Genomic DNA, 18644 nt, shown 5'->3' with positions numbered 1-18644 from the left:
GATAACCGCAAGGGACATTAGACTCTATGTTTGCACATTTGGAATTTATTCCACTCTTCACCGCTTTTTTTGTAGCGGTAATTCTCCTTATTCTCATGACACCATTTGCTCACCAATTAGGGCTTGTTGATCATCCCGGAGCGCGCAAGCAACACGCTGGAGTTATCCCTTTAACGGGTGGCGTTGCAGTTTTTGGAGCAGTGCTTATAGCCAGTATTCTTACTGATGTATGGATTAAAAATGGTTCTTGGTTTTTCACCGCTTCATTTTTTATCGTTCTATTGGGAATGCTGGACGATAAATTTGATCTCAGTCCAAAAGGGCGCTTGATTTGTCAGTTTTGTGTCGCGGCTATTATGGCTTTGGCTGCGCAAAACTATATAACGTCTTTAGGTAATATATTTGGTACTGGCAATATTACTTTTGATTTGGCTGGATACTTTTTCACACTTATATGCGTTGTTGGTGTTATCAATGCTTTCAATATGATCGATGGTATTGATGGTTCTGTTGGCGGCATCAGTTTAGTTGTTTTATTAGCTGTAGTATTTTTATTGGTCGCGGGTAATAAAGGGCAAGCGATCATGGCTCCCATGTTAATCGTAGCTGCTTTAGTGCCATTTTTAGCGTTTAACCTTAGTTGGAAAGGGTTTAAAGGCAATAAAATTTATATGGGCGACAGCGGTAGCATGTTCGTGGGCCTGACGATTGTTTGGCTAATGGTTGATTTTACCCAGGGAGCAGATGCTGCGATGCGCCCAATAACGGCAGTCTGGATCATCGGGCTCCCTCTTATGGACATGGCTGCAATTATGTATCGCAGAGCTAAAAAAGGTCAATCCGTGCTTAAGCCCGATCGTCAGCATCTGCATTTTATTTTCATGCGCGCAGGTCTTTCATCCCGTCGAGCATTAGCCATGATCTTGTTGTTAGGCGTTGTTTACGCTGCAATCGGCATAATGGGTGAATTGTACCAAGTGCCAGAATATATTATGTTTTGGAGCTTTATGGTTCTGTTAATCCTGTATAGCGCAGTGTTGCAAAATATTTGGGTAATCCTGCGATATGTGAGAAAAACTTTCGGAGCCTAAAAGCGGTTTTTTTGGGCTGCATCGCGTTGTCGCGTTTGACACAATAAAAACATTTCAGGGTATATGATTAAGTTATTTGTAACGTTAGGAATGATGGCGCTCTTGGCAGGGTGTTCGGCGTCTAAGCAATCAAATGCGCAGATACCATTAGTCTCAAAAACAGAACTTTCGGTGGAAGCGGCTGCGCCATCAGCATTACAACAGCTACTAGAACAGCCCGCCTCTAAAAACACCCACAAAGGAGGTATTGGCCCTAGCGAATTATCTCCAGTTTTCTATTCTGCCAGAGGTATTCACTGTCGCTATTTAAAAAGCCCTCAGGATACAGATTTGTACTGCAGGAATAGCCAGGGTATTTGGTTTGCAGTGCCAGCAGTTTTATCTGATATGCATATGTTAGATAGCTATGAGGAACAGTGATTATGCGAGTTAACATAGTTAATGTTGTCGTTGTCGTACTTATTCTGCTAAGTTCAAATTCACTGGCACAAGACATTTCCCAGCAACAATTATTGCAAGCACAAATGGCTGCACAGTCACAACAAGTAGACTTGTCGCAGTACATTCAATCTGATGGTCGTAATATAGGCCGTCAACCAAGACCGCCAGTCCAAAGTGATGAAGATATCCCCGTTGCGGAAAAAGGATTACCACCACCATTCGGTAGTAATTTGTTCAAAGGTGGTTATGTAGCTGAAAGAAGCGATGGTTTGAATAGCCGTTATCTGATTGCTCCTGGTGACAAAATCGCGATTCAAATGTGGGGCGCTCAAACCCGTTCGCAAGTAGTGACTGTTGACAATCAGGGGAATATTTTCGTGCCTGACGTAGGCCCTATTTCTGTTGGTAATATTCCAGCTTTACAGTTAAACGCGGTAGTTACCAATAGTATTCGAACGATTTACCCCAATAATGTTAATGTCTACGTAAATCTGTTGACGGCAACCCCCGTTAGTGTCTATGTGGCTGGTCCAGTGAAACGTCCAGGACAATATGCAGGATTAGCTTCTGATTCAGTGCTGTTTTTTTTGAGTCAGGCTGGTGGGATAGATCCTTATCGTGGCAGTTACCGCGAAATCTCAGTTCTTAGGGACGGGCAGGCAGTTGCGTCCTATGACATTTATGAATTTCTTAAACTGGGTAAACTCAACGAGTTCTCATTTCAAGATGATGATGTTGTTTTGGTGTCTGAGCAGGGGCCTATGATCACGGTTGAAGGGGCGGCACGATACCCCTTTAGATTTGAATTAAAGCCTGAAAATCGTGCTGGTAGCGACTTAATTCACTATTCGAGACCACTGAAGAAGACAACCCACGTAGCGGTGACAGGTAATCGCGAGCAGGGACCAATTTCTGTTTATGTCCCTTTTGAAGAGTTTCAAAATTTCACGGTCGAAGATGGTGATGTCGTATTGTTTAATGACGACATAAGACCGAAGGTAATAAGTGTTCAAATTTCGGGAAGTTATGAAGGACCTTCATTTTATACTCTGAAGAAAGGCACCCGATTACTTGACTTGTTGAGTTATGTTGCTATTGATCCAGACTCGGCAAATTACAAACATGTTTATATCAAGCGCAAAAGTGTTGTTGAACAACAAAAGTACCTGATTGAACAATCATTGCAGCGCCTGGAGCGCAGTATTTTTACCGCGCCGGCATCCAGTGATGGCGAAGCTCTCATTCGTTCACGAGAAGCTCAGCTCGTATCTCAATTTATTGAGCGAGCCAGAAAAGTCGAGCCGTTAGGGAAAGTTATCGTCGCAGACAATGATCAGGTAGCGAACATCCGTTTAGAGCAGGGAGATGAAATAGTAATCCCTGAGAACACTGACTTAGTTCAAGTTTCAGGTGAAGTTTTAATGCCGCAAGCATTGGTTTTCAATGCAGAAGCGGAAATCGGCGACTATATCGCATGGGCTGCCGGCTTTACGGAGCGAGCAGATACCGACCAAGTAGTCATTGTCCGAGCGAATGGCTTGAGTCGCTTTGTATCCACAGGGGATAGTGGCTTTTGGTTCTCCGGCAACAGAGAGTATAAGTTACAACCCGGTGACCAAATACTGGTGTTACCTAAGGTCGATAGCAAAATTATGCAAAGCGTCAAAGATATTACGCAAATTTTGTATCAGATCGCTATCACCGCCAATGTGGCGCTAGATTAGTGTATTTGTCTTGGCGACCGTAACATTACAAAAACGCAGTAAATGGATGGTGTGGCGAGATGTTATTTTCGCCTTATTTACACGTGAGATAAAGACTGGGTTTAATGATCGCTTTGGTATGAGCTGGGCGATAGTAAACCCGGTGGTGTTTATTGTCGCATTGGCCTTTATTCGTGAGCTGATTAACGGCCCTATCACACATACATTGCCGACCTTTACCTTTATGGCCATCGGTGTTCTGTATATTCAAAGTTTTCTTAAAACCTTAACGGCTTGTGCTACGTCGATTAAGAAAAATAAAGCATTGTTTGCGTTTCGACAAGTTCAACCCATCAGCGCAGTTATCGCCGCAATGCTCTTCGAATTCCTAGTTAAGGTATTTTCCCTCATCAGTATTTTAGTGATCATGTACTTTCTCGGTATTGATATTAAAGTAGTAGATGGCTTGCAATTCATCGTTTGTTTTTCACTGCTCTTAATGCTTGCTGGGGCGTTGGGCTTACTATCGGGAATTGCAGAACTGTATATTGCTGAGATAGGTAAAATCCGCGAACTAGTTTCAAGGCCTATGTTTTTTATCTCCGGTACGTTCTTTTCGTTGCAGGACATTCCGCAAGAGTTTTGGCCCTACCTAGCGTGGAATCCAATACTACATGCAATTGAATTAAGCCGGTACAGCCTTGCGCACACCTATGGAAATGAAGGGGTGAGCTTAATGTTCCTATTTTCAGTAGTATTGACCTCAATATTTTTATCATTAGCGGTATACTTTGTATCGTGGAAGCAGGCGATAAGTCGATGATTCGTCTAAATAACATCACAAAGTATTATCCCAGTCCACTGGGTAACCAGTTTATTTTTAGAGAACTAAATTTTACTATACCGGACGGACATAACATTGCGATTTTAGGTGCCAATGGTTCAGGGAAATCAACATTGTTTAGGCTCATAGCTGGTAGTGAATATCCTAATTCAGGCAGCATTGAAACTGATTTGAGCTTATCTTGGCCGGTTGCTCTTGCGACAGGCATCCATCCACAAATGACCGGAAGAGAAAATGCGCGTTTTATTGGGCGGGTAAATGGTGTCGCGAATTTAGCTAATTATGAGGACCGCGTAATGGCCTTTTCCGAATTAGGTATTCATTTTGACTTGCTAGTTAAGGATTATTCTAGTGGTATGCGCTCTCGATTGGCATTTGCATGCTCCATTGGTATCGATTTTGACGTTTATCTAATCGATGAAGTCACATCTGTTGGTGACGCAACATTCCGGAAGAGAGCCAAAGAGGCTCTTGAAGAGCTCAGTGAGCACGCAAATGTCATTATGGTAAGTCATCAAATGAGTGAAATTAGGCAGTTCTGTGATAGTGCAATTGTGCTGCATGAAGGTAATCTAACTTTTTATAATGATCTCGAGCACGGGATTGAACGGTATCAGGCGCTCTAAGTATGACAGATTCAATACTCCAAACCGATAAAAACACAGTTGTAACATTCGTTAAGAAGCCATTTGTAGCGTTTGTTTTAGTTCCTTTTCTTTTGTTTGCTCTTTACCAAATATTGATTGCATCCGATCGTTTCGTCAGTCAGGCGAAGTTGATTGTGAAGGAACCTGATTCGGCTGCCACACTGGATACTTCACTAGCTTTGCTTTCGGGTTTTGGGGTGAGTTCTGGCAGTTCAGATACCGAACTTGTTAAGGCGTTTATTCACTCTAACGACATGTTGCAATTCTTAGATGCTCAATTGTCTATTTCTGAGCACTATACCGATCGCCGTTTCGACATATTTAGTCGTTTAGATACAGAGCCGACGAAAGAAGAGTTGCTCGAGTACTTTAAGAGTCATGTTGAGGTCGCGATTGATGAAACTTCACAAGTGATCAGTATTGAAGTTCAGGCTTTTGATTCCGCCTATGCACACAAAATGAACCAAACAATAGTCGCAAGAGCCGAGTGGTTTATTAACGAGATTGGGCATAATTTAGCGAAAGAGCAGCTAAGATTTATACAGCAAGAGCATCAACTAGTTGATGAGCGACTGCGCGAAACTAAGTCTAGACTACTCGCTTTCCAGCGGCGTCACAATTTACTGAACCCTGAAGCTGAGGGGATGGCGCTACAAGAAATTACTTATCGATTAGAAGCTCAATTAGCGGCTAAACAAACTCAACTGAGACTTTTACGCTCAAGTATGAGTGCAAGTGCTCCTTTGGTGGTACAAACACAGGCTGAGATTGATAGTTTGCAGGAGCAGCTTAACTCTGAACGTGCTCGCCTATCTCAACAAGCAGAACAAGATCCAAACTTACCGGATGACGAACAAAACTTAAGTGTGAGTCAGATATTAGCCAAGTTTAGTGAATTCAAGATTGATTTGGAGCTTGCACTGCAAGCCTATGCCTCATCTCAAGTCTCACTAGAAAAATCACGAATTGAAGCATATAGACAATTGAAGTATCTGGTTACGATTGAATCACCTACGCAGCCAGAGGAGGCTTTATATCCTAATCGAGTTTATAACATAGCATTATTTTTAGTGTTGAATATTTTAGCATTTGGCATTTGTCGCGTGTTTGTCGCGACAGTGAACGAGCTAAGGCGTTAGTGAACTTGATGAAAGGGCTGAGTTTACGTGCTGTTTTACGTTTCTTTTTACTTAGCGCACGGAGTGTTTTACATCGTTTACCAGATAGTTGGCGTAAACGTCTAAGAGAGCAGCACCGCTTACTTGAGCTGTACTCAAGAGTTTTGCACCTCTCTCATTTATTCTATGGCACGCTTTCCCCCAAAAAGCAGCAAGCTCGATACAACAGACTACTTCAACAGCAAGAGCAAAAACTAGCCTTGTTAGCTGCAGATTTAGACGAGGCGCTGCAGATGAACGCGCTGCTGGTGAATACCTTGGGTTCGGACCCCAGCGAAGCTATTCAGGCGCTCGTGCTTAACGCACGCATTGCCACAGTGTTTGTAATTGACGCAAATTACGAAGCCAATTTAGCGATCTATTCTTCCTTCGAAAAGGTTTGCGTGTTGCGCGGGCAAAATGATTTTACAGGTGATATTCCTCTGGTCGTTCTTCGCAATGGAGAATTTATCCATGAGCTAGCAATCGCAGCTTTTGCCAGCGAGTTGCTCGTTTCTCCGAATATCCTGACTTGTGATCATGATATCGTTCAGCGAAATGGTACACGAGGTGATGCAAAGTGTTTTCCTAGCTGGGATCCTGATTTGCAGCTGGCAAGTGGTTATATAGATTCAGGTTTTTGTGTGCGTGAACCAAGCTTACAGGCAGAATTGGTTAGCTTCGTTATGCCTGATCCGCATCCAATGCGTTTAGCTCTGTGGCTTGCGGACCTGAATTTCAAAACCCCCGCATTGAAGGTTAGTCATGTCGCTTTCAGCTTATTGCATCGAAAAGTTGTATTTGAAGAATCTTGGGGGAAATATGTGAGCACGTTTTATACCGATATGCATTGGCCTGTCACGTTCATGGAAAATAGTACTGATGGGCACGCGATTGTGAAATGGCCTATGGATGAGAGTCCACTGGTTTCCATTATTATTCCGACACGAAATGGGCGAGAACTTGTTGAGACCTGTATTCAATCAATCTTAAGCAAAACAAGTTACAGTAATTATGAAATTTTGCTTATTGACAATCAGTCTGATGACATAGAATCGATAGAGTATTTTAACCAGTTAGCAGCACAAGAGGCTAAGGTTAGGCTCATTCAATACCCCTTTGTGTTCAACTATTCTGCAATTAATAATTTTGCAGTTAAGCAAGCACATGGCAGCGTGCTTGCTTTTGTTAACAATGATATTGAAGTTATATCGCCTGACTGGTTGTCGAATATGGTGATGCATGCATTAAGAGACGATATTGGATGCGTTGGTGCAAAGCTCTATTACCCGAACCGACGTATACAACACGCTGGTGTAGTCCTAGGTTATGGCGGTGGGGCTGGGCATGCGCACAAATATTTCCCTGATTACCATGCTGGTTATTTAAATCGTATTGCTTGTACTCATTCGTTTAGTGCAGTCACAGCTGCATGCTTATTGATTCAAAAGACTCTCTTTAATCAGGTGAATGGTTTTAATGAGGAAAAGTTAGCAGTTGCGTTTAACGATGTAGACTTGTGTTTAAAAGTTGCTTCTCTAGGGCATCGTAATTTGTATTGTGCACAGGCAGAGTTGTTTCATTACGAATCAGTCTCTCGTGGTTCAGAGAATACACCGGAAAAACGCGCTAGATTTGAACTAGAACTTAACTACCTGAAAGAGCAATGGGCAGAGTTCATAGCGGCCGATCCAGCATATAGTCCCAACTTAACTTTGCGACAAGAAAATTTCGCAATAAAAGAGTAACTCACCAGAAGTATATCTGGAGCACTTTGTGCTTCGCCTTTTCACACTATTCTTTAGTATATTCGATTGCTATTTTTGTTATACTAGCGCGATTAAAATTTGGCTGTCATGGCTGCGGACACATGCGCGCAATGATGGCGTAAGGTGTAGTCATTAATTGAGTAATTCTTATACAATCAGCGGCGCAGCTGAATTGTCGTTTCAGGTTGAATCAGTGGTCGCGATGGCAGTATATGCTGAGGACCGATTAGATTGGGTTTCCCGAGCGGTTGATAGCATTCTTGAGCAAGTTTATCGTGACTTTTTGTTTGCGATCGTCGTCGATGGTGAAATCGATGTGCTTATGCTTGAGTATCTAGAGCGAGTAGCGGCTGAGAATAAAAATGTCATTCTATTCAAGGGACTGCATAATGTTGGCCTAAGCCAATGCATGAATTATGTAGTCGACTTTGTGCTTGACCAAGTGCCTAGTGCGAAGTACTTCTTTAGAATGGATGCGGATGATATTTCGGAGTTGGATAGACTTAGTAAGCAGATTGAGTTCTTCAATGCGCATAAAGAAGTTTCGATTCTCGGGACTTCTTTAGTGGAGATTAATGAAAAAGGTCGAATCGTTGGCCAGCGTCAATTGCCACTTGATCATAAACAAATCTTTAAAGTACTGCCGAGACGCTGTGCGCTAAATCATCCAACTGTAGCAATTCGTATGGACGTTTTTGCTAAAGGGCATCGGTATCGTCCAGAGCTTAAAAATACGCAAGACTATTTTTTGTGGATAGAGTTGTGTGCCGTCGGGTTTAGATTTGCAAATTTGCCTGATGCGTTACTTAAGTTTCGTCGGGTTAATGACTTTTATAAGCGCCGGGGATTTAATAAGTCCTTGAATGAGTTTAAAGCGCGTTTTTATGCTATGCGAGTTTTACGATGCAGGACGTTTTTCAATGTCTTTTATGCATGTGCTGTTATACTCTTGAGGTTAATGCCGGCCAAGCTTATAAAGCTGGCCTATAAAATCGATCGCTACTTCTTAAACAAGTGAGATAGACATTGATTGGTGCTGCTGTTGTTTTGTACAAACCGGATATGGCTCAAACTGAGCGTTTACTGCACTCAGTAAGTCAACAGGTTGATGTTGTTACAATCATTGATAACTCTCCTCATGCAACCCAGATTGAACTGAAATCAGATAACGTTCATTATCATCATTTTGCTAACAACATTGGCGTAGCCGCAGCACATAATGTTGGCTTACGTGATTTGATCACGGCAGGGTGTGAATACGCTATGTTGCTAGATCAAGACAGTGAAATAAACGAGGAGTTTGCATTTCGCCTCTCATCTTTGCTGGTTGCATCGCGTCAGCAAAATCGCCCATTAGTAGCTGTTGGTCCGCGGATCATTTGTTCTTTTTCTGAGAAAACCGTGCGGCCCAGAGTACAACGTGAAGTGGCCCGATATGAAGAGTTAGTGTGTGTTACTCAGATAATTTCGTCTGGCATGATGATAGATTTGTCGAAAGTTGAGCGGATTGGGCTCAAAGATGAATCTTTGTTTATTGACGGTGTTGACCATGAATGGTGTTGGCGCGCTAAAGAACAGAATTTAATGGTCGCTATTGCCGATAAGGTAGAAATGGTACATAAACTAGGCGATGCTCGCAGTAAGTTCGCTGGTGTGACCTATAAAGTTGGTTCGCCGGTAAGATTGTATTATCAATTCAGAAATATTTTCTTATTATTACGCAGAGGGTATGTACCTAATTATTGGAAAATTCGAAATATTTGTGTCTTACCGATTCGCTTCTTTGCCAACAGTATTTTGCAATCTCGAAGAAGGGAACGGATTAAATTTATGTTATGTGGTATTTGGGATGGACTGTGGGGGGCCACTGGCGCGTACTCCGATAATTGGAAATAACGAACCAGTGTTCCTAGTGACCGTTTAAACGAAATCATTTTATTTCTGTAAGTCGGATTATCTGCCTAAATACACAGCTCTAAATCGTTATTTCAGATGGCTGAGACACGTTTTATTTTTCAATTAAATTTACCTGATAAATTTTTGTTAAGCTATTAACCGCTAAACAAACGCTATTAGAACAGACCATTCATGTTACTTAGTATTAACCACTCCCTACTATTTGTGCACATTCAAAAGACTGCAGGCACAAGTTTAACTCGTTTCTTGAAGCAAGAAATTTGTGATCTTGAGGCTTTTTTAAGGCCCCATGACCCACTGCGTTTCGCCCAAGAAAAAATGGGTGCCGAATTCGAACGATATACTAAGGTAGGCTTTGTGCGAAATCCATTTGACCGACTTGTATCTTGGTACAGTATGATCACGGAATCGGGAAGGCTGTTGTCTGACTATGAAATGCAAAAAAATCCCGGTTATAACAAAATCTGGCAAACCGTACTCAGCCAGTCATCAACGTTTGAAGAGTTTATTTTTAATTGTAGTGATGCAACCGATAGGTCAGGGTGGAAACCATTCTTATATAATCAGACGGACTACCTTAAGACAGCAGATGGAAATATTGGGGCAGACTTTATTGGTCGGTTCGAGAATCTATCTCGTGATGTGGAACGGCTTTGTAAAATTAAAGGGCTAACGTTAGTATCTTTGCCACATATTAATAAGTCTAGCCACACAGATTATCGCAAATATTATAGTGAAGAAATGCGGACAATTATTGAAGAGCGTTTTGCTGAGGATTTGGAGTATTTCGGCTATGAGTTTTAGTTATAGTGGTTCAAAGTTGGGTGTGATCAAGCCGAGGCCACATGACTGATAAATTGTGTATTGTTTTTGTATGTCAAGCCGGAGAACTTGAACTCAAAGGGTTGTTGTTAGCTGCTTCATTACGAAAATACGGAAATTTAGCAAATGTAGACCTTGTGGCTGCGGTTCCATCTCCAGATGTATGGGGAGACTTGTCGGCACAAACGCATCAAGCGTTAGCAGATCTATCTGTTCGCAAGGTGATTATCGAATCTCCGTTTGGTAGAGACTATCCGATTGGGAATAAACTTGCAGCGATTGGAGTTAGTACACAGGCTTCTGTAACGGTTTTTATGGACAGTGACATTCTGTGTTTGGGGCCGCTCGATTTCAATCAGCTAAAAACCAATGGGTTAAAGGCTAAACCTGCAGATTTAAATACTTACCAAGGAAGCCCCAAGCAATGGGAACGGGCTTATAGTTTTATTGGTGAAGCGTTACCAAAAGAACGTGTGTTGTCTACGGTATCCAAAGCATTAATGCTGCCGTACTTTAATGCCGGTGTTGTTGCCGTGCATGATGGTGAAGCTTTTTCAGAGACTTGGTTGTCGGTTGCTAGACAAATTGATACATGTAATGAAATTCAGCACAAACGTCCCTGGCTTGATCAAATCGCCTTGCCAGTAGCTGCAAAAAGCATGGGTTACCCTTTTGAGGTACTCACAGAGGCATTTAATTATCCCGCCCACTTGAAATGTATTAACGCTGAAAAGAAGCCTGTCTTATGTCATTACCACTCCCCTGAGGTCATTGAACAGGAGAAAATGTTAAGCAAAGTGGTTCATCAGTTGTCGCGAGGGGTTCCTGCGATAAAAAGGCTGATTGCATTGTACCCACGATGGGAGGCCGTTATTGCTCGTGCTGAAAGGCATAAATCAGCCTTGAGTCCTAAAAGAAATCGACTTCTGACCCTTTTCACCCCTGCTGCTCGACAACCGTTAAGCGATGATGTGAACTTTTTAATTTCCGGGTTGCCAAGGTCGGGTACTAGCTTGTTATGCAATTTATTGCATAAGGTACCGAATACAGTGGTAATCAACGAGCCACAGGAAGTCTTTGCGGCCATTCAAAGTGATCCTGAATGTCATGAGCTTGGATTACTATTTCGAAAGTTGAGAACCGATATCTTATTAGGCAAAGGCGTAAGCAACAAGGTTAATGAAGCCGGTGACGTGATCGAAGACACTCGCTTGAACGATGTTCGTCGACGCTACCAACCAGCAGTAACTCGCACAGATTTCTCATTAGCGATTAAAAATCCACTGGCGTTTCTTACACGTTTGAGGATCTTGTGTGATGCACATCCAAACATGCCGAAGATAATCATGGTGCGCCACCCGTTAGATGTTATTTCATCATGGAAGAAAAGCTTTGAGCATTTGCGTGACGTTAACTTTGATATCATCCCTTTTACTGACCAGAGTGACCCATTGCTTGATGGTGTGCAACACCGCTTACTTAGTGCCATTCGACAGGAACCATACACACCAGTTAAGCGCGCATTATATTTAAACTATTTAGCGGAACTTATTAGGCGAGACAAGGAACGCGTTCATGTCATTCGCTACGAAGATTTGATTGCTAAGCCAGAAGCTACGTTGGCGTTCATCTCAAGCATAATCAAGAGCGATAGAATGCCCAAAACTGTAGTAGCTTCGATCCGAAGAGGGGCGACTGCTAAGGTTTATGCGCAAGAGGACGTGATTGCCGTTAATGCATTGTGCGGTGAATATATGCAAGAGTGGGGGTATCAATAGAATCTAGCGTAAAAGCCACAAGTACTTACTCATCACTCGTGGCTCATGGTGATTTTAATATTGCCTAATTTGCCGCAGTTGTGTCGGGTTTATCTATACTAAATCCGTCAAAACTGTCTAAATTTCCATAGTCAGCCATCTTAAACAGGGTTGTTACTTCATCGACAAACTCACTTTTGTTGTACTGATGGGTTTTCTGAATATACAACCAGTATTTACCACCCTTTACGTCACTTTCCAAAGCGACTGGCCAAAAATCCAAAGCATGGGCCATCTGAGAGAAGTTTTCTAAAGAACTCATCACTTTTGCAGTAAATCTAAACTCCCACTTATAGGGCTTGCTGGTGTCAATACCTTGTGCTTGAATAGCCTCAAATTGCTCTGCCAACTGCGCAGTTGAGAGGTGTCCATCCAATACGATTTCACGTTCCTCTGTATTTGAATCCTGTACCTTAATTGTTTGATCACCCTCATCTGCGGCAGAAATGGCTACAGAGAAACTGAGTAAAAGTAAGGCTAATAACCGCATTTTCATCTCCTTTATTGATATCTAGATTAATTTCTTACTAATCATCTTAGTTGTGTAGAGTTAACTGCTCTTTAAATGCATCTGTGACAGCATTGGCATCATCTGCACTGCTCACCACGTAAGGAGCTATTAAAATCATTAATTCGGTGCGTGATGTCGATTTTGAAGTTGTGGTAAACAGCTTGCCTAAAAACGGTAGATCACCTAAGAAGGGAACTTTGCTTTCAGATTCATTTTCACTGTTATCTATAAGTCCACCCACGAGCACTGATCCGCCATCTTGAATACTCAAGGAGGTTGATACGCGGCGTGTGAAAATTGTAGGAGAGCCCGTATTATTGGTACTGTCAGGGATCGAAGAGCTCAGCTCTTGTGTTAACGCGAGGTCAACCTCGCCACCCGCGTAAATCACGGGTTTAACCGACAAGCTGTTGCCGGTACTTCTGTATTGAACTTCTTGCGTAATAGCTCCGCCTTCCTGGCTGCTTTGGGTCGCAGCGATAATAGGAACTTCGTTACCCACGTTAATGGTGGCTTCTTGGCCGCTTCTGACTAATATTCGTGGAGTTTGTAAAATGTTAACTTTGCTATCAGTCGCAAGCATCTCGAGTACTGCACGCGTGTAGCCAGACGAACTTATTGGATAAAAGGTTAGCGCGCCGCCGGTGATAGCAATAGATTCAGGTGTCGCCCCTCCAAAAAGATCCGAGCCGACATTATTAATTGCCCAGTCTACTCCAAACGAGAAACTGTCGCTCAGTGTAACTTCGGCAACTATCACCTCAATCAGTACTTGTAATGGCCGCTGGTCTAAGCGTTCTATCGCTGGTAGCATCGTAACCCAGTCGGTATTTGAGCCATAAAACAACAAAGCGTTTCTGCCTAAATCAACTACCAGCTGGCCTCTTTGGTCGCCAGCTGAGTTTGCATTTGAGCCTGAATTGGAATTATTGTTAGCTGTACCTGAAGATGCGCTGCGTGAACGAAGTTCATTTATAGCATCGGCTACATCTTGAGCAGATGTATTTTTGACTTCGTAATAAAAAACACTATCGCCTTTGGTTTGCTTGAGAGGTTGATCGAGGTCTCTTACCCAATCCTCTACGTAAGACAAGACATTTTTATCGTTAGCAAACACAATAATGCTATTTGTTTCTTCAATAGTAAATAGACTAACCGCGCCAGGTTTGTCTTGCTGGGCATAGTAACCTTGGGCCTGCAGCATTTGAGTTAATCTATTGGATAATACGTCTGCACCCAAGTAACGAGGTTCTATTCGCATGCTATGTCGACCACGCATTAAAGGTTGGTCGACTAGTTTGACTACTTCAGCCGCTTGTTTCACGATATCTAAAGAGCCCCTAAGCCATACAGCATTGCGATCAGGATCTGAACTGAATTTTGCCTTCTGCCCTTCAAACGCTTGTGCTAGCCAACCTACTGCACGTTGAGCTTGAACAACATTTAAGTCCATCAAATAAAATACGGGGCGGTGTGTAGCGGGCACAGTAGGCAGGGCTGCACCACTGACGAGGATCGGTGGTTCCGTGCTCGCTCCTGAGGGCGAGAACTCGACTCGTACAAGCCCATCATCACTGCGTAAGGCTACACCGTACGCTTGCAACACAGTTTGCACGGTACGATACATTTCTCTTGGCTTTAGAGGCTTCTCTATGTTTAGCGTTACTAAATCCTTTTTATCTTCGAGTCGTGGATCTAGATGATACGATAAGCCCATTTGGTTACTTAAAATCTCGTGGATAAATTCAGGTAATGGCAGTCCCGCTATATTTACCGCAATTTCTGTACCCTCTAAGTTCATTGCTTCTTCGAAACTTAAAGCAGTATTGGTTGAATTACCCTGCGGTGGTTGTGGGAGCGAGCGAGTGATCCGAGTTTCGCTGCCAATGCTGTCCGAGTTATTCGCGTTATCTTTTTGCTTGGCGCTGGTACTTTGTTTGTTCTTCACATTTAACTGCTGTGGTGTTAAATCATATTCACGCACAGTTGAACAAGCTGACACAGATGCAACTACGGTCAGAAGAAGCATCTGCTTCATCCATTTATTTTTCATTTTTTCACACTGCATTTTCATTATATTTTTGTCTATTTGCTCGGTTTATCAGCGACTTACTCGAATTATTCATAAAGCTTTTTAACGTAAGTTTCGCCGTTCATTTCAAATTCTATTTGGTTTTTGCCGATTTTCGTTACTTTAGCGCCATTTGGCAATGTATCGCCGACATTAAACCTGACGTAGCGATCTCGTTTAACTTCTCTACTTTCTTTATCAACGTCAACAATGGCTATTCGGGTATCACCCTCTTCAATAGTGCCTTTTAAAGACCATGGGGCACTTGTGGTTTGAGTCTCGCCACTAGCATTCTCCTTGCCCCATAATATGTCGACATTTAATGCACGCAGCAAAGGTTCGCTGTCACTTGCGTATGAAAAGCCTGTAACTACCCATTCATCGCTTCTTTCATCCAAACTAATGCTTTGTGTCGAAGGCCGCTGATTGTAGGCTAAAAACGCGACCAAAATCATTAATACCACTGCCGCTACCCACAACTTTTTTAATCTAATTAAGGACTTAATTGACATCTGACTGTTAACTCTCCACCTTGAAGTAAGCGGCTATAACTAAGCGATGTAAAGGCCTGGCTCGTTGGCTAATTTCCATCTGTTCAATCACGATTTTGCTAGAGCTAGCTTCAAGTTGCTGTAAAAATTTGAGGCTACGAGTAACATCAAAAGCTGTGTCAATTTGGCCTGCTATACGGAAGATATTTGCCTGCCCGCTCACCGCAAGTGGCTCTTCAAGCCGTATTTGCACATTATTCAATTCATTTTGTTGCGCCCAGTCGGTGAGTGTTTGAAACAAAGTTGCTTTTGCAATGCCGGGCGAGGGAGCTTTCCAAAACGCAGCATCGATTGTTTGGGCAACCTGGTTCAACTGTTCGGCTCGCTGAAACCACTCTTGTTCGCTGGCAGTACGCAAAATTCTGGCTTCTCTCTCTAATTCTCTCTCAATGTTACCGTGAATATCCGTATTTAAACCGTCTAGGAGCAATAATGGGTAGACAAAGATCAATAGTGCGATAAACCATAAGCTAACGCGTAAGCGAGTATTCGCTTCAATCTGCTCTCTTGCTTGTTGCCATTGTTCAAGAATTTGTGTTTTTACAGTGGTCATGACTTATCTCTGAGATTCCAATGTCAAAACAAACCGATTTTGATTTCGATTGCGCAAGGAAGATACAGATACACTCTCCACCCAATCCAGAGTTTCCATACGTTTAACTACATCTAAAGTATTTACATTACCTTGGGATACAACCTCTAACGTAGAGCCTTTGAAGTCCCATTCGTTCAATACTAAATTGAATTCCATAAATATTTGTCCAAGCTCTAGCATCATACTTGATTGTGATGGGTAATCGATGAGTAAGATCTGCGATTGGGCTTGTTGATTGAGGGTTTCAGCTGTTGAGCGTGCATCTAATACAGTTTCAACCTCCGTAGCAACTAAATCGGCTCGCTGCTTTATCTCACTGAGCGCCATAGTGGCAAAAACCGTGGAAGAAAATGCCCACACGTACCCAGTCAGAACCGCAGCTGCACCGCACAATAAAAGGCTGTGTTCCCAAGGCAGTTTTTGTACTATCGAAAGTGTCTTGTTTTTCGCTCCCCAAGGCGTTGCAAGCCTTGCAACTTCTTCAATCTCGGCAGCTTCGAGGCTCAACGTTTGCAGCCTTTTCCACTCCATCGTTAAAGATGCTGGTAATGTCAATGAACGTAAAAATAGGTCAAATTTGGATTGTTCAGGCTTTTCTGCAAACCACTTTTCGGCAACTAAAACTCCATTAATCCAGAGTTGAAAAATCCTGCCGGTATCCACTGATGGGAGCCACTGCGCTCTGGTCTCGTCGGATTTAGGTAAATATACTGATTCGGGCAGAGTTGAGATAGCTTGTACACCCACTTCTTCAATCGCTGATTCAACTCGCTCCGCGTCCCATGCCCATACTCCCACACAGTGCTCAGTCCATACCGCGTGGTATCCTACCCGAGAGAATGGCGCCCAGCGTTTGACTAACAAACTTAAAGCGTCTTCACGGTTTTTATCGGGCAAAGCGTCTAGTTCAAAAGTACGGTACAAACATAGACTTCTGCCGATTATCCACTGTGCTCGAGTCGTCAAATTCTCTGGGAAAATAACCTCCCGAGACGCTTGAATATACTGATTAGCGGAGAAGGTGTGTTTGAGGTTCACGGGGTTCAACAAGGGCTTCAGATTCCGTTACAGGCACTATTAGATCTCTGCTAATGACCCAAGGTAGGTCACCAGCACGAACAACGACCGGGAAGTATACATCAAGTTCTCGTTTAAGTCTCGCTTCAGGATACCAAAATGAGAGCCTGAAACGTGACGAAGGGTTAAACTCTACTCTGTCGAAATAGGGGTGCAAGGCTAATCCAGTCCGGTCTACCATGTCTTTAAAATGACTGTACTTTTTCCTCTTCCCTTCGGTAACGAGTACATTTGCTTCAGTTGGCGATAGGTCAAACACAACCTGCGCTATAAAAGGACTCATCGCATTAACGTTGTACCGGTCTATCGTCGATGCAACCATTGAATTGTGTAGGACAGAATTACCCCATAAGGTTTCAAGCTCGCTCCAGCCAATGATATTTTTGAGCTCAAATCTTGAGAGTAATTGTCCATTAGGTGGCGCAGGTAGTCCTCTTTGCTGGTACTGAAACAATTCAGCCCCGTTAGCATTCATCTCATTGTCTTTGTCTATATAGTCTTGCAAAGTCATTGTGAGTTGTCGAATGCGAGCAGGCTCTAGTGCTAAATGCGATAAAAGCTCTTCGGTAAAAATTGGTGAACTGGAGTTGAGGGGGATTAATCCCGATAAGTCTAAAAGTGAAAACCGAGAGTTGCCAACACCCTTATAGGAACTGCCGTCTACGTACAGCTCTGAGCCTTCGATGGTCACAACTTTTGAGCCCATATCATCAATCACGGCACCGCCCAAAAAGTCATCCAAGGTGACATCGGTAAGTTCGCCATTTGACTGCTCGATCGGTACTTTGATGCCGGCTTGAGTAGCTCCTTGAGTGGCAATTAGGTACAGTAAAGTGGATTGGGTTGAAGTTGTATGGATTTCCATATTAGCGCGATGATTTTGAAGCAGTGCTTTATCCAAACTTTTTTCTACCCACACGGCAAAAGCACTAACCATCATAATCAAAATGGCCATTACCCATATTGAGGCGACAAGAATGAAACCTTGCTGGCGTGTTGAGCTTTGGATCATAGTGCTGGGTCAACCTCTGGCAGGGTATTGTTGGAAATTGATACATACCAAAATAAAACACTTTCGGAAGAATCATCAATTATTGCGACGCCTTGCGGCAAAGCGGTATTTGCTGGGTTTTCAAATAAGTCGAAAGGTAGCCCTGTACCTCGATTATCATCTGGCCACGAGCTTTGTAATTCCCCCTGTGCATCCAAAAACCGAAATTCAGGTCTAGCATTTTGCCATGTCATAATGGGAATAGGCTCATGATCGACTTCACTGTAGAATAAGGTTGTTTTATCTTGCTGCGGCTCCAGATACCAAGTTACTTTTGTTGGCAACCCCAAGTGTTGTATGAGGGGCTGTAGAGTCAAGCCGCTAAACTCATTGCGGTCGCCGGTAAATTGCGCATCATCAGATTTTCGCCCACGGTGCATAGATCGCACCGTAACACGAAACCATTGCTCACGAAGCTCCACATCTTGCACTTGCACCAATTGTTTACGGATCCGTTCCTGTAATCCGGTAACAAAACTAAAGCCCTGCATCATCAAAACAGTGATCAAACTCACTAAAACGAGGACCACCATCATTTCAAGTAGGGTGAAGCCTCTCATTCTCATTCGCGCACGTCGGC

The 18644-nt window shown here is 43.0% G+C and carries 18 protein-coding genes; 11 read left to right on the top strand and 7 right to left on the bottom strand.

Features of this window, described 5'->3' with window-relative positions:
- The first annotated feature begins 26 nt into the window (after positions 1-26).
- The 11 genes from wecA to CSH92_RS02025 all read left to right on the top strand — a co-directional run bounded on the left by wecA (position 27) and on the right by CSH92_RS02025 (position 12169).
- Positions 27-1091 (top strand): UDP-N-acetylglucosamine--undecaprenyl-phosphate N-acetylglucosaminephosphotransferase, encoded by a 1065-nt coding sequence (gene wecA, locus CSH92_RS02075; protein WP_100655938.1) that lies wholly within the window; start codon positions 27-29, stop codon positions 1089-1091.
- Between the two features lie 63 nt (positions 1092-1154).
- On the top strand, positions 1155-1511 hold the full coding sequence (locus CSH92_RS02070) for a putative periplasmic lipoprotein (RefSeq protein WP_124916902.1): 357 nt from the start codon (positions 1155-1157) through the stop codon (positions 1509-1511).
- 2 nt (positions 1512-1513) lie between these two features.
- The gene (locus CSH92_RS02065) at positions 1514-3256 is read left to right on the top strand and encodes a polysaccharide biosynthesis/export family protein (RefSeq protein WP_100655936.1); all 1743 of its coding nucleotides are present in this window, start codon (positions 1514-1516) and stop codon (positions 3254-3256) included.
- 10 nt (positions 3257-3266) lie between these two features.
- Entirely contained in the window at positions 3267-4058 is a 792-nt protein-coding gene (locus tag CSH92_RS02060) for an ABC transporter permease (RefSeq protein WP_240612706.1), read from the top strand.
- The gene (locus tag CSH92_RS02055; RefSeq protein ID WP_100655934.1) at positions 4055-4705 is read left to right on the top strand and encodes an ABC transporter ATP-binding protein; all 651 of its coding nucleotides are present in this window, start codon (positions 4055-4057) and stop codon (positions 4703-4705) included. Before CSH92_RS02060 ends, CSH92_RS02055 begins: the two co-directional genes overlap by 4 nt.
- 2 nt (positions 4706-4707) lie before the next feature.
- Positions 4708-5865, top strand: coding sequence for a KpsE/RkpR family capsule polysaccharide export protein (locus CSH92_RS02050; protein WP_100655933.1), 1158 nt, complete (start codon positions 4708-4710; stop codon positions 5863-5865).
- 8 nt (positions 5866-5873) lie between these two features.
- The gene (locus tag CSH92_RS02045) at positions 5874-7631 is read left to right on the top strand and encodes a glycosyltransferase family 2 protein (protein ID WP_240612724.1); all 1758 of its coding nucleotides are present in this window, start codon (positions 5874-5876) and stop codon (positions 7629-7631) included.
- A 157-nt stretch (positions 7632-7788) separates the two neighbouring features.
- Positions 7789-8670 carry a glycosyltransferase gene (locus CSH92_RS02040; protein WP_338063724.1) on the top strand — a complete coding sequence of 294 codons (882 nt, stop codon included), beginning with the start codon at positions 7789-7791 and terminating at the stop codon, positions 8668-8670.
- A gap of 8 nt (positions 8671-8678) precedes the next feature.
- Positions 8679-9548: a glycosyltransferase family 2 protein gene (locus CSH92_RS02035; RefSeq protein ID WP_100655932.1), complete on the top strand. Its 870-nt coding sequence runs from the start codon at positions 8679-8681 to the stop codon at positions 9546-9548.
- A 192-nt stretch (positions 9549-9740) separates the two neighbouring features.
- The gene (locus CSH92_RS02030) at positions 9741-10373 is read left to right on the top strand and encodes a sulfotransferase family 2 domain-containing protein (RefSeq protein WP_100655931.1); all 633 of its coding nucleotides are present in this window, start codon (positions 9741-9743) and stop codon (positions 10371-10373) included.
- A 41-nt stretch (positions 10374-10414) separates the two neighbouring features.
- Positions 10415-12169, top strand: coding sequence for a sulfotransferase family protein (locus tag CSH92_RS02025; RefSeq protein WP_100655930.1), 1755 nt, complete (start codon positions 10415-10417; stop codon positions 12167-12169).
- Positions 12170-12233: 64 nt separating this feature from the next.
- Here the strand turns inward: CSH92_RS02025 and CSH92_RS02020 are convergent, their stop codons facing one another.
- The 7 genes from CSH92_RS02020 to CSH92_RS01990 all read right to left on the bottom strand — a co-directional run bounded on the left by CSH92_RS02020 (position 12234) and on the right by CSH92_RS01990 (position 18630).
- Positions 12234-12698, bottom strand: coding sequence for a ribonuclease E inhibitor RraB (locus CSH92_RS02020; RefSeq protein WP_164084635.1), 465 nt, complete (start codon positions 12696-12698; stop codon positions 12234-12236).
- 46 nt (positions 12699-12744) lie between these two features.
- A complete protein-coding gene (locus tag CSH92_RS02015; protein ID WP_164084634.1) occupies positions 12745-14772 on the bottom strand; it encodes a secretin N-terminal domain-containing protein in 2028 nt (675 codons plus the stop codon).
- Positions 14773-14837: 65 nt separating this feature from the next.
- Positions 14838-15188 (bottom strand): hypothetical protein, encoded by a 351-nt coding sequence (locus tag CSH92_RS02010; RefSeq protein WP_164084633.1) that lies wholly within the window; start codon positions 15186-15188, stop codon positions 14838-14840.
- Positions 15189-15309: 121 nt separating this feature from the next.
- The gene (locus tag CSH92_RS02005) at positions 15310-15894 is read right to left on the bottom strand and encodes a hypothetical protein (protein ID WP_100655926.1); all 585 of its coding nucleotides are present in this window, start codon (positions 15892-15894) and stop codon (positions 15310-15312) included.
- 3 nt (positions 15895-15897) lie between these two features.
- Positions 15898-16974 carry a hypothetical protein gene (locus CSH92_RS02000; RefSeq protein WP_164084632.1) on the bottom strand — a complete coding sequence of 359 codons (1077 nt, stop codon included), beginning with the start codon at positions 16972-16974 and terminating at the stop codon, positions 15898-15900.
- Positions 16946-18025: a type II secretion system protein GspK gene (locus CSH92_RS01995; RefSeq protein WP_100655924.1), complete on the bottom strand. Its 1080-nt coding sequence runs from the start codon at positions 18023-18025 to the stop codon at positions 16946-16948. The genes CSH92_RS02000 and CSH92_RS01995 overlap by 29 nt, the downstream gene beginning before the upstream one ends.
- Entirely contained in the window at positions 18022-18630 is a 609-nt protein-coding gene (locus tag CSH92_RS01990; RefSeq protein ID WP_164084631.1) for a PulJ/GspJ family protein, read from the bottom strand. The genes CSH92_RS01995 and CSH92_RS01990 overlap by 4 nt, the downstream gene beginning before the upstream one ends.
- Between the last annotated feature and the right edge of the window lie 14 nt (positions 18631-18644).

This window comes from Neoalteromonas flava, from assembly GCF_002807685.1.
Classification (GTDB): Bacteria; Pseudomonadota; Gammaproteobacteria; order Enterobacterales; family Alteromonadaceae; genus Alteromonas_E; species Alteromonas_E flava.
Note: the sequence above shows the minus strand (reverse complement) of the source record. Positions and strands in the feature narration are given on the sequence as shown.

What these genes read in the sequence shown, in the direction of transcription:
- CSH92_RS02025 (WP_100655930.1), top strand. Translation starts at nt 10,415, where the DNA reads ATGACTGATAAATTGTGTATTGTTTTTGTATGTCAAGCCGGAGAACTT.
- wecA (WP_100655938.1), top strand. Translation starts at nt 27, where the DNA reads ATGTTTGCACATTTGGAATTTATTCCACTCTTCACCGCTTTTTTTGTA.
- CSH92_RS02050 (WP_100655933.1), top strand. Translation starts at nt 4,708, where the DNA reads ATGACAGATTCAATACTCCAAACCGATAAAAACACAGTTGTAACATTC.
- CSH92_RS02070 (WP_124916902.1), top strand. Translation starts at nt 1,155, where the DNA reads ATGATTAAGTTATTTGTAACGTTAGGAATGATGGCGCTCTTGGCAGGG.
- CSH92_RS01995 (WP_100655924.1), bottom strand. Translation starts at nt 18,025, where the DNA reads ATGATCCAAAGCTCAACACGCCAGCAAGGTTTCATTCTTGTCGCCTCA.
- CSH92_RS02045 (WP_240612724.1), top strand. Translation starts at nt 5,874, where the DNA reads ATGAAAGGGCTGAGTTTACGTGCTGTTTTACGTTTCTTTTTACTTAGC.
- CSH92_RS02030 (WP_100655931.1), top strand. Translation starts at nt 9,741, where the DNA reads ATGTTACTTAGTATTAACCACTCCCTACTATTTGTGCACATTCAAAAG.
- CSH92_RS02015 (WP_164084634.1), bottom strand. Translation starts at nt 14,772, where the DNA reads ATGAAAAATAAATGGATGAAGCAGATGCTTCTTCTGACCGTAGTTGCA.
- CSH92_RS02020 (WP_164084635.1), bottom strand. Translation starts at nt 12,698, where the DNA reads ATGCGGTTATTAGCCTTACTTTTACTCAGTTTCTCTGTAGCCATTTCT.
- CSH92_RS01990 (WP_164084631.1), bottom strand. Translation starts at nt 18,630, where the DNA reads ATGAGAATGAGAGGCTTCACCCTACTTGAAATGATGGTGGTCCTCGTT.
- CSH92_RS02065 (WP_100655936.1), top strand. Translation starts at nt 1,514, where the DNA reads ATGCGAGTTAACATAGTTAATGTTGTCGTTGTCGTACTTATTCTGCTA.
- CSH92_RS02005 (WP_100655926.1), bottom strand. Translation starts at nt 15,894, where the DNA reads ATGACCACTGTAAAAACACAAATTCTTGAACAATGGCAACAAGCAAGA.
- CSH92_RS02055 (WP_100655934.1), top strand. Translation starts at nt 4,055, where the DNA reads ATGATTCGTCTAAATAACATCACAAAGTATTATCCCAGTCCACTGGGT.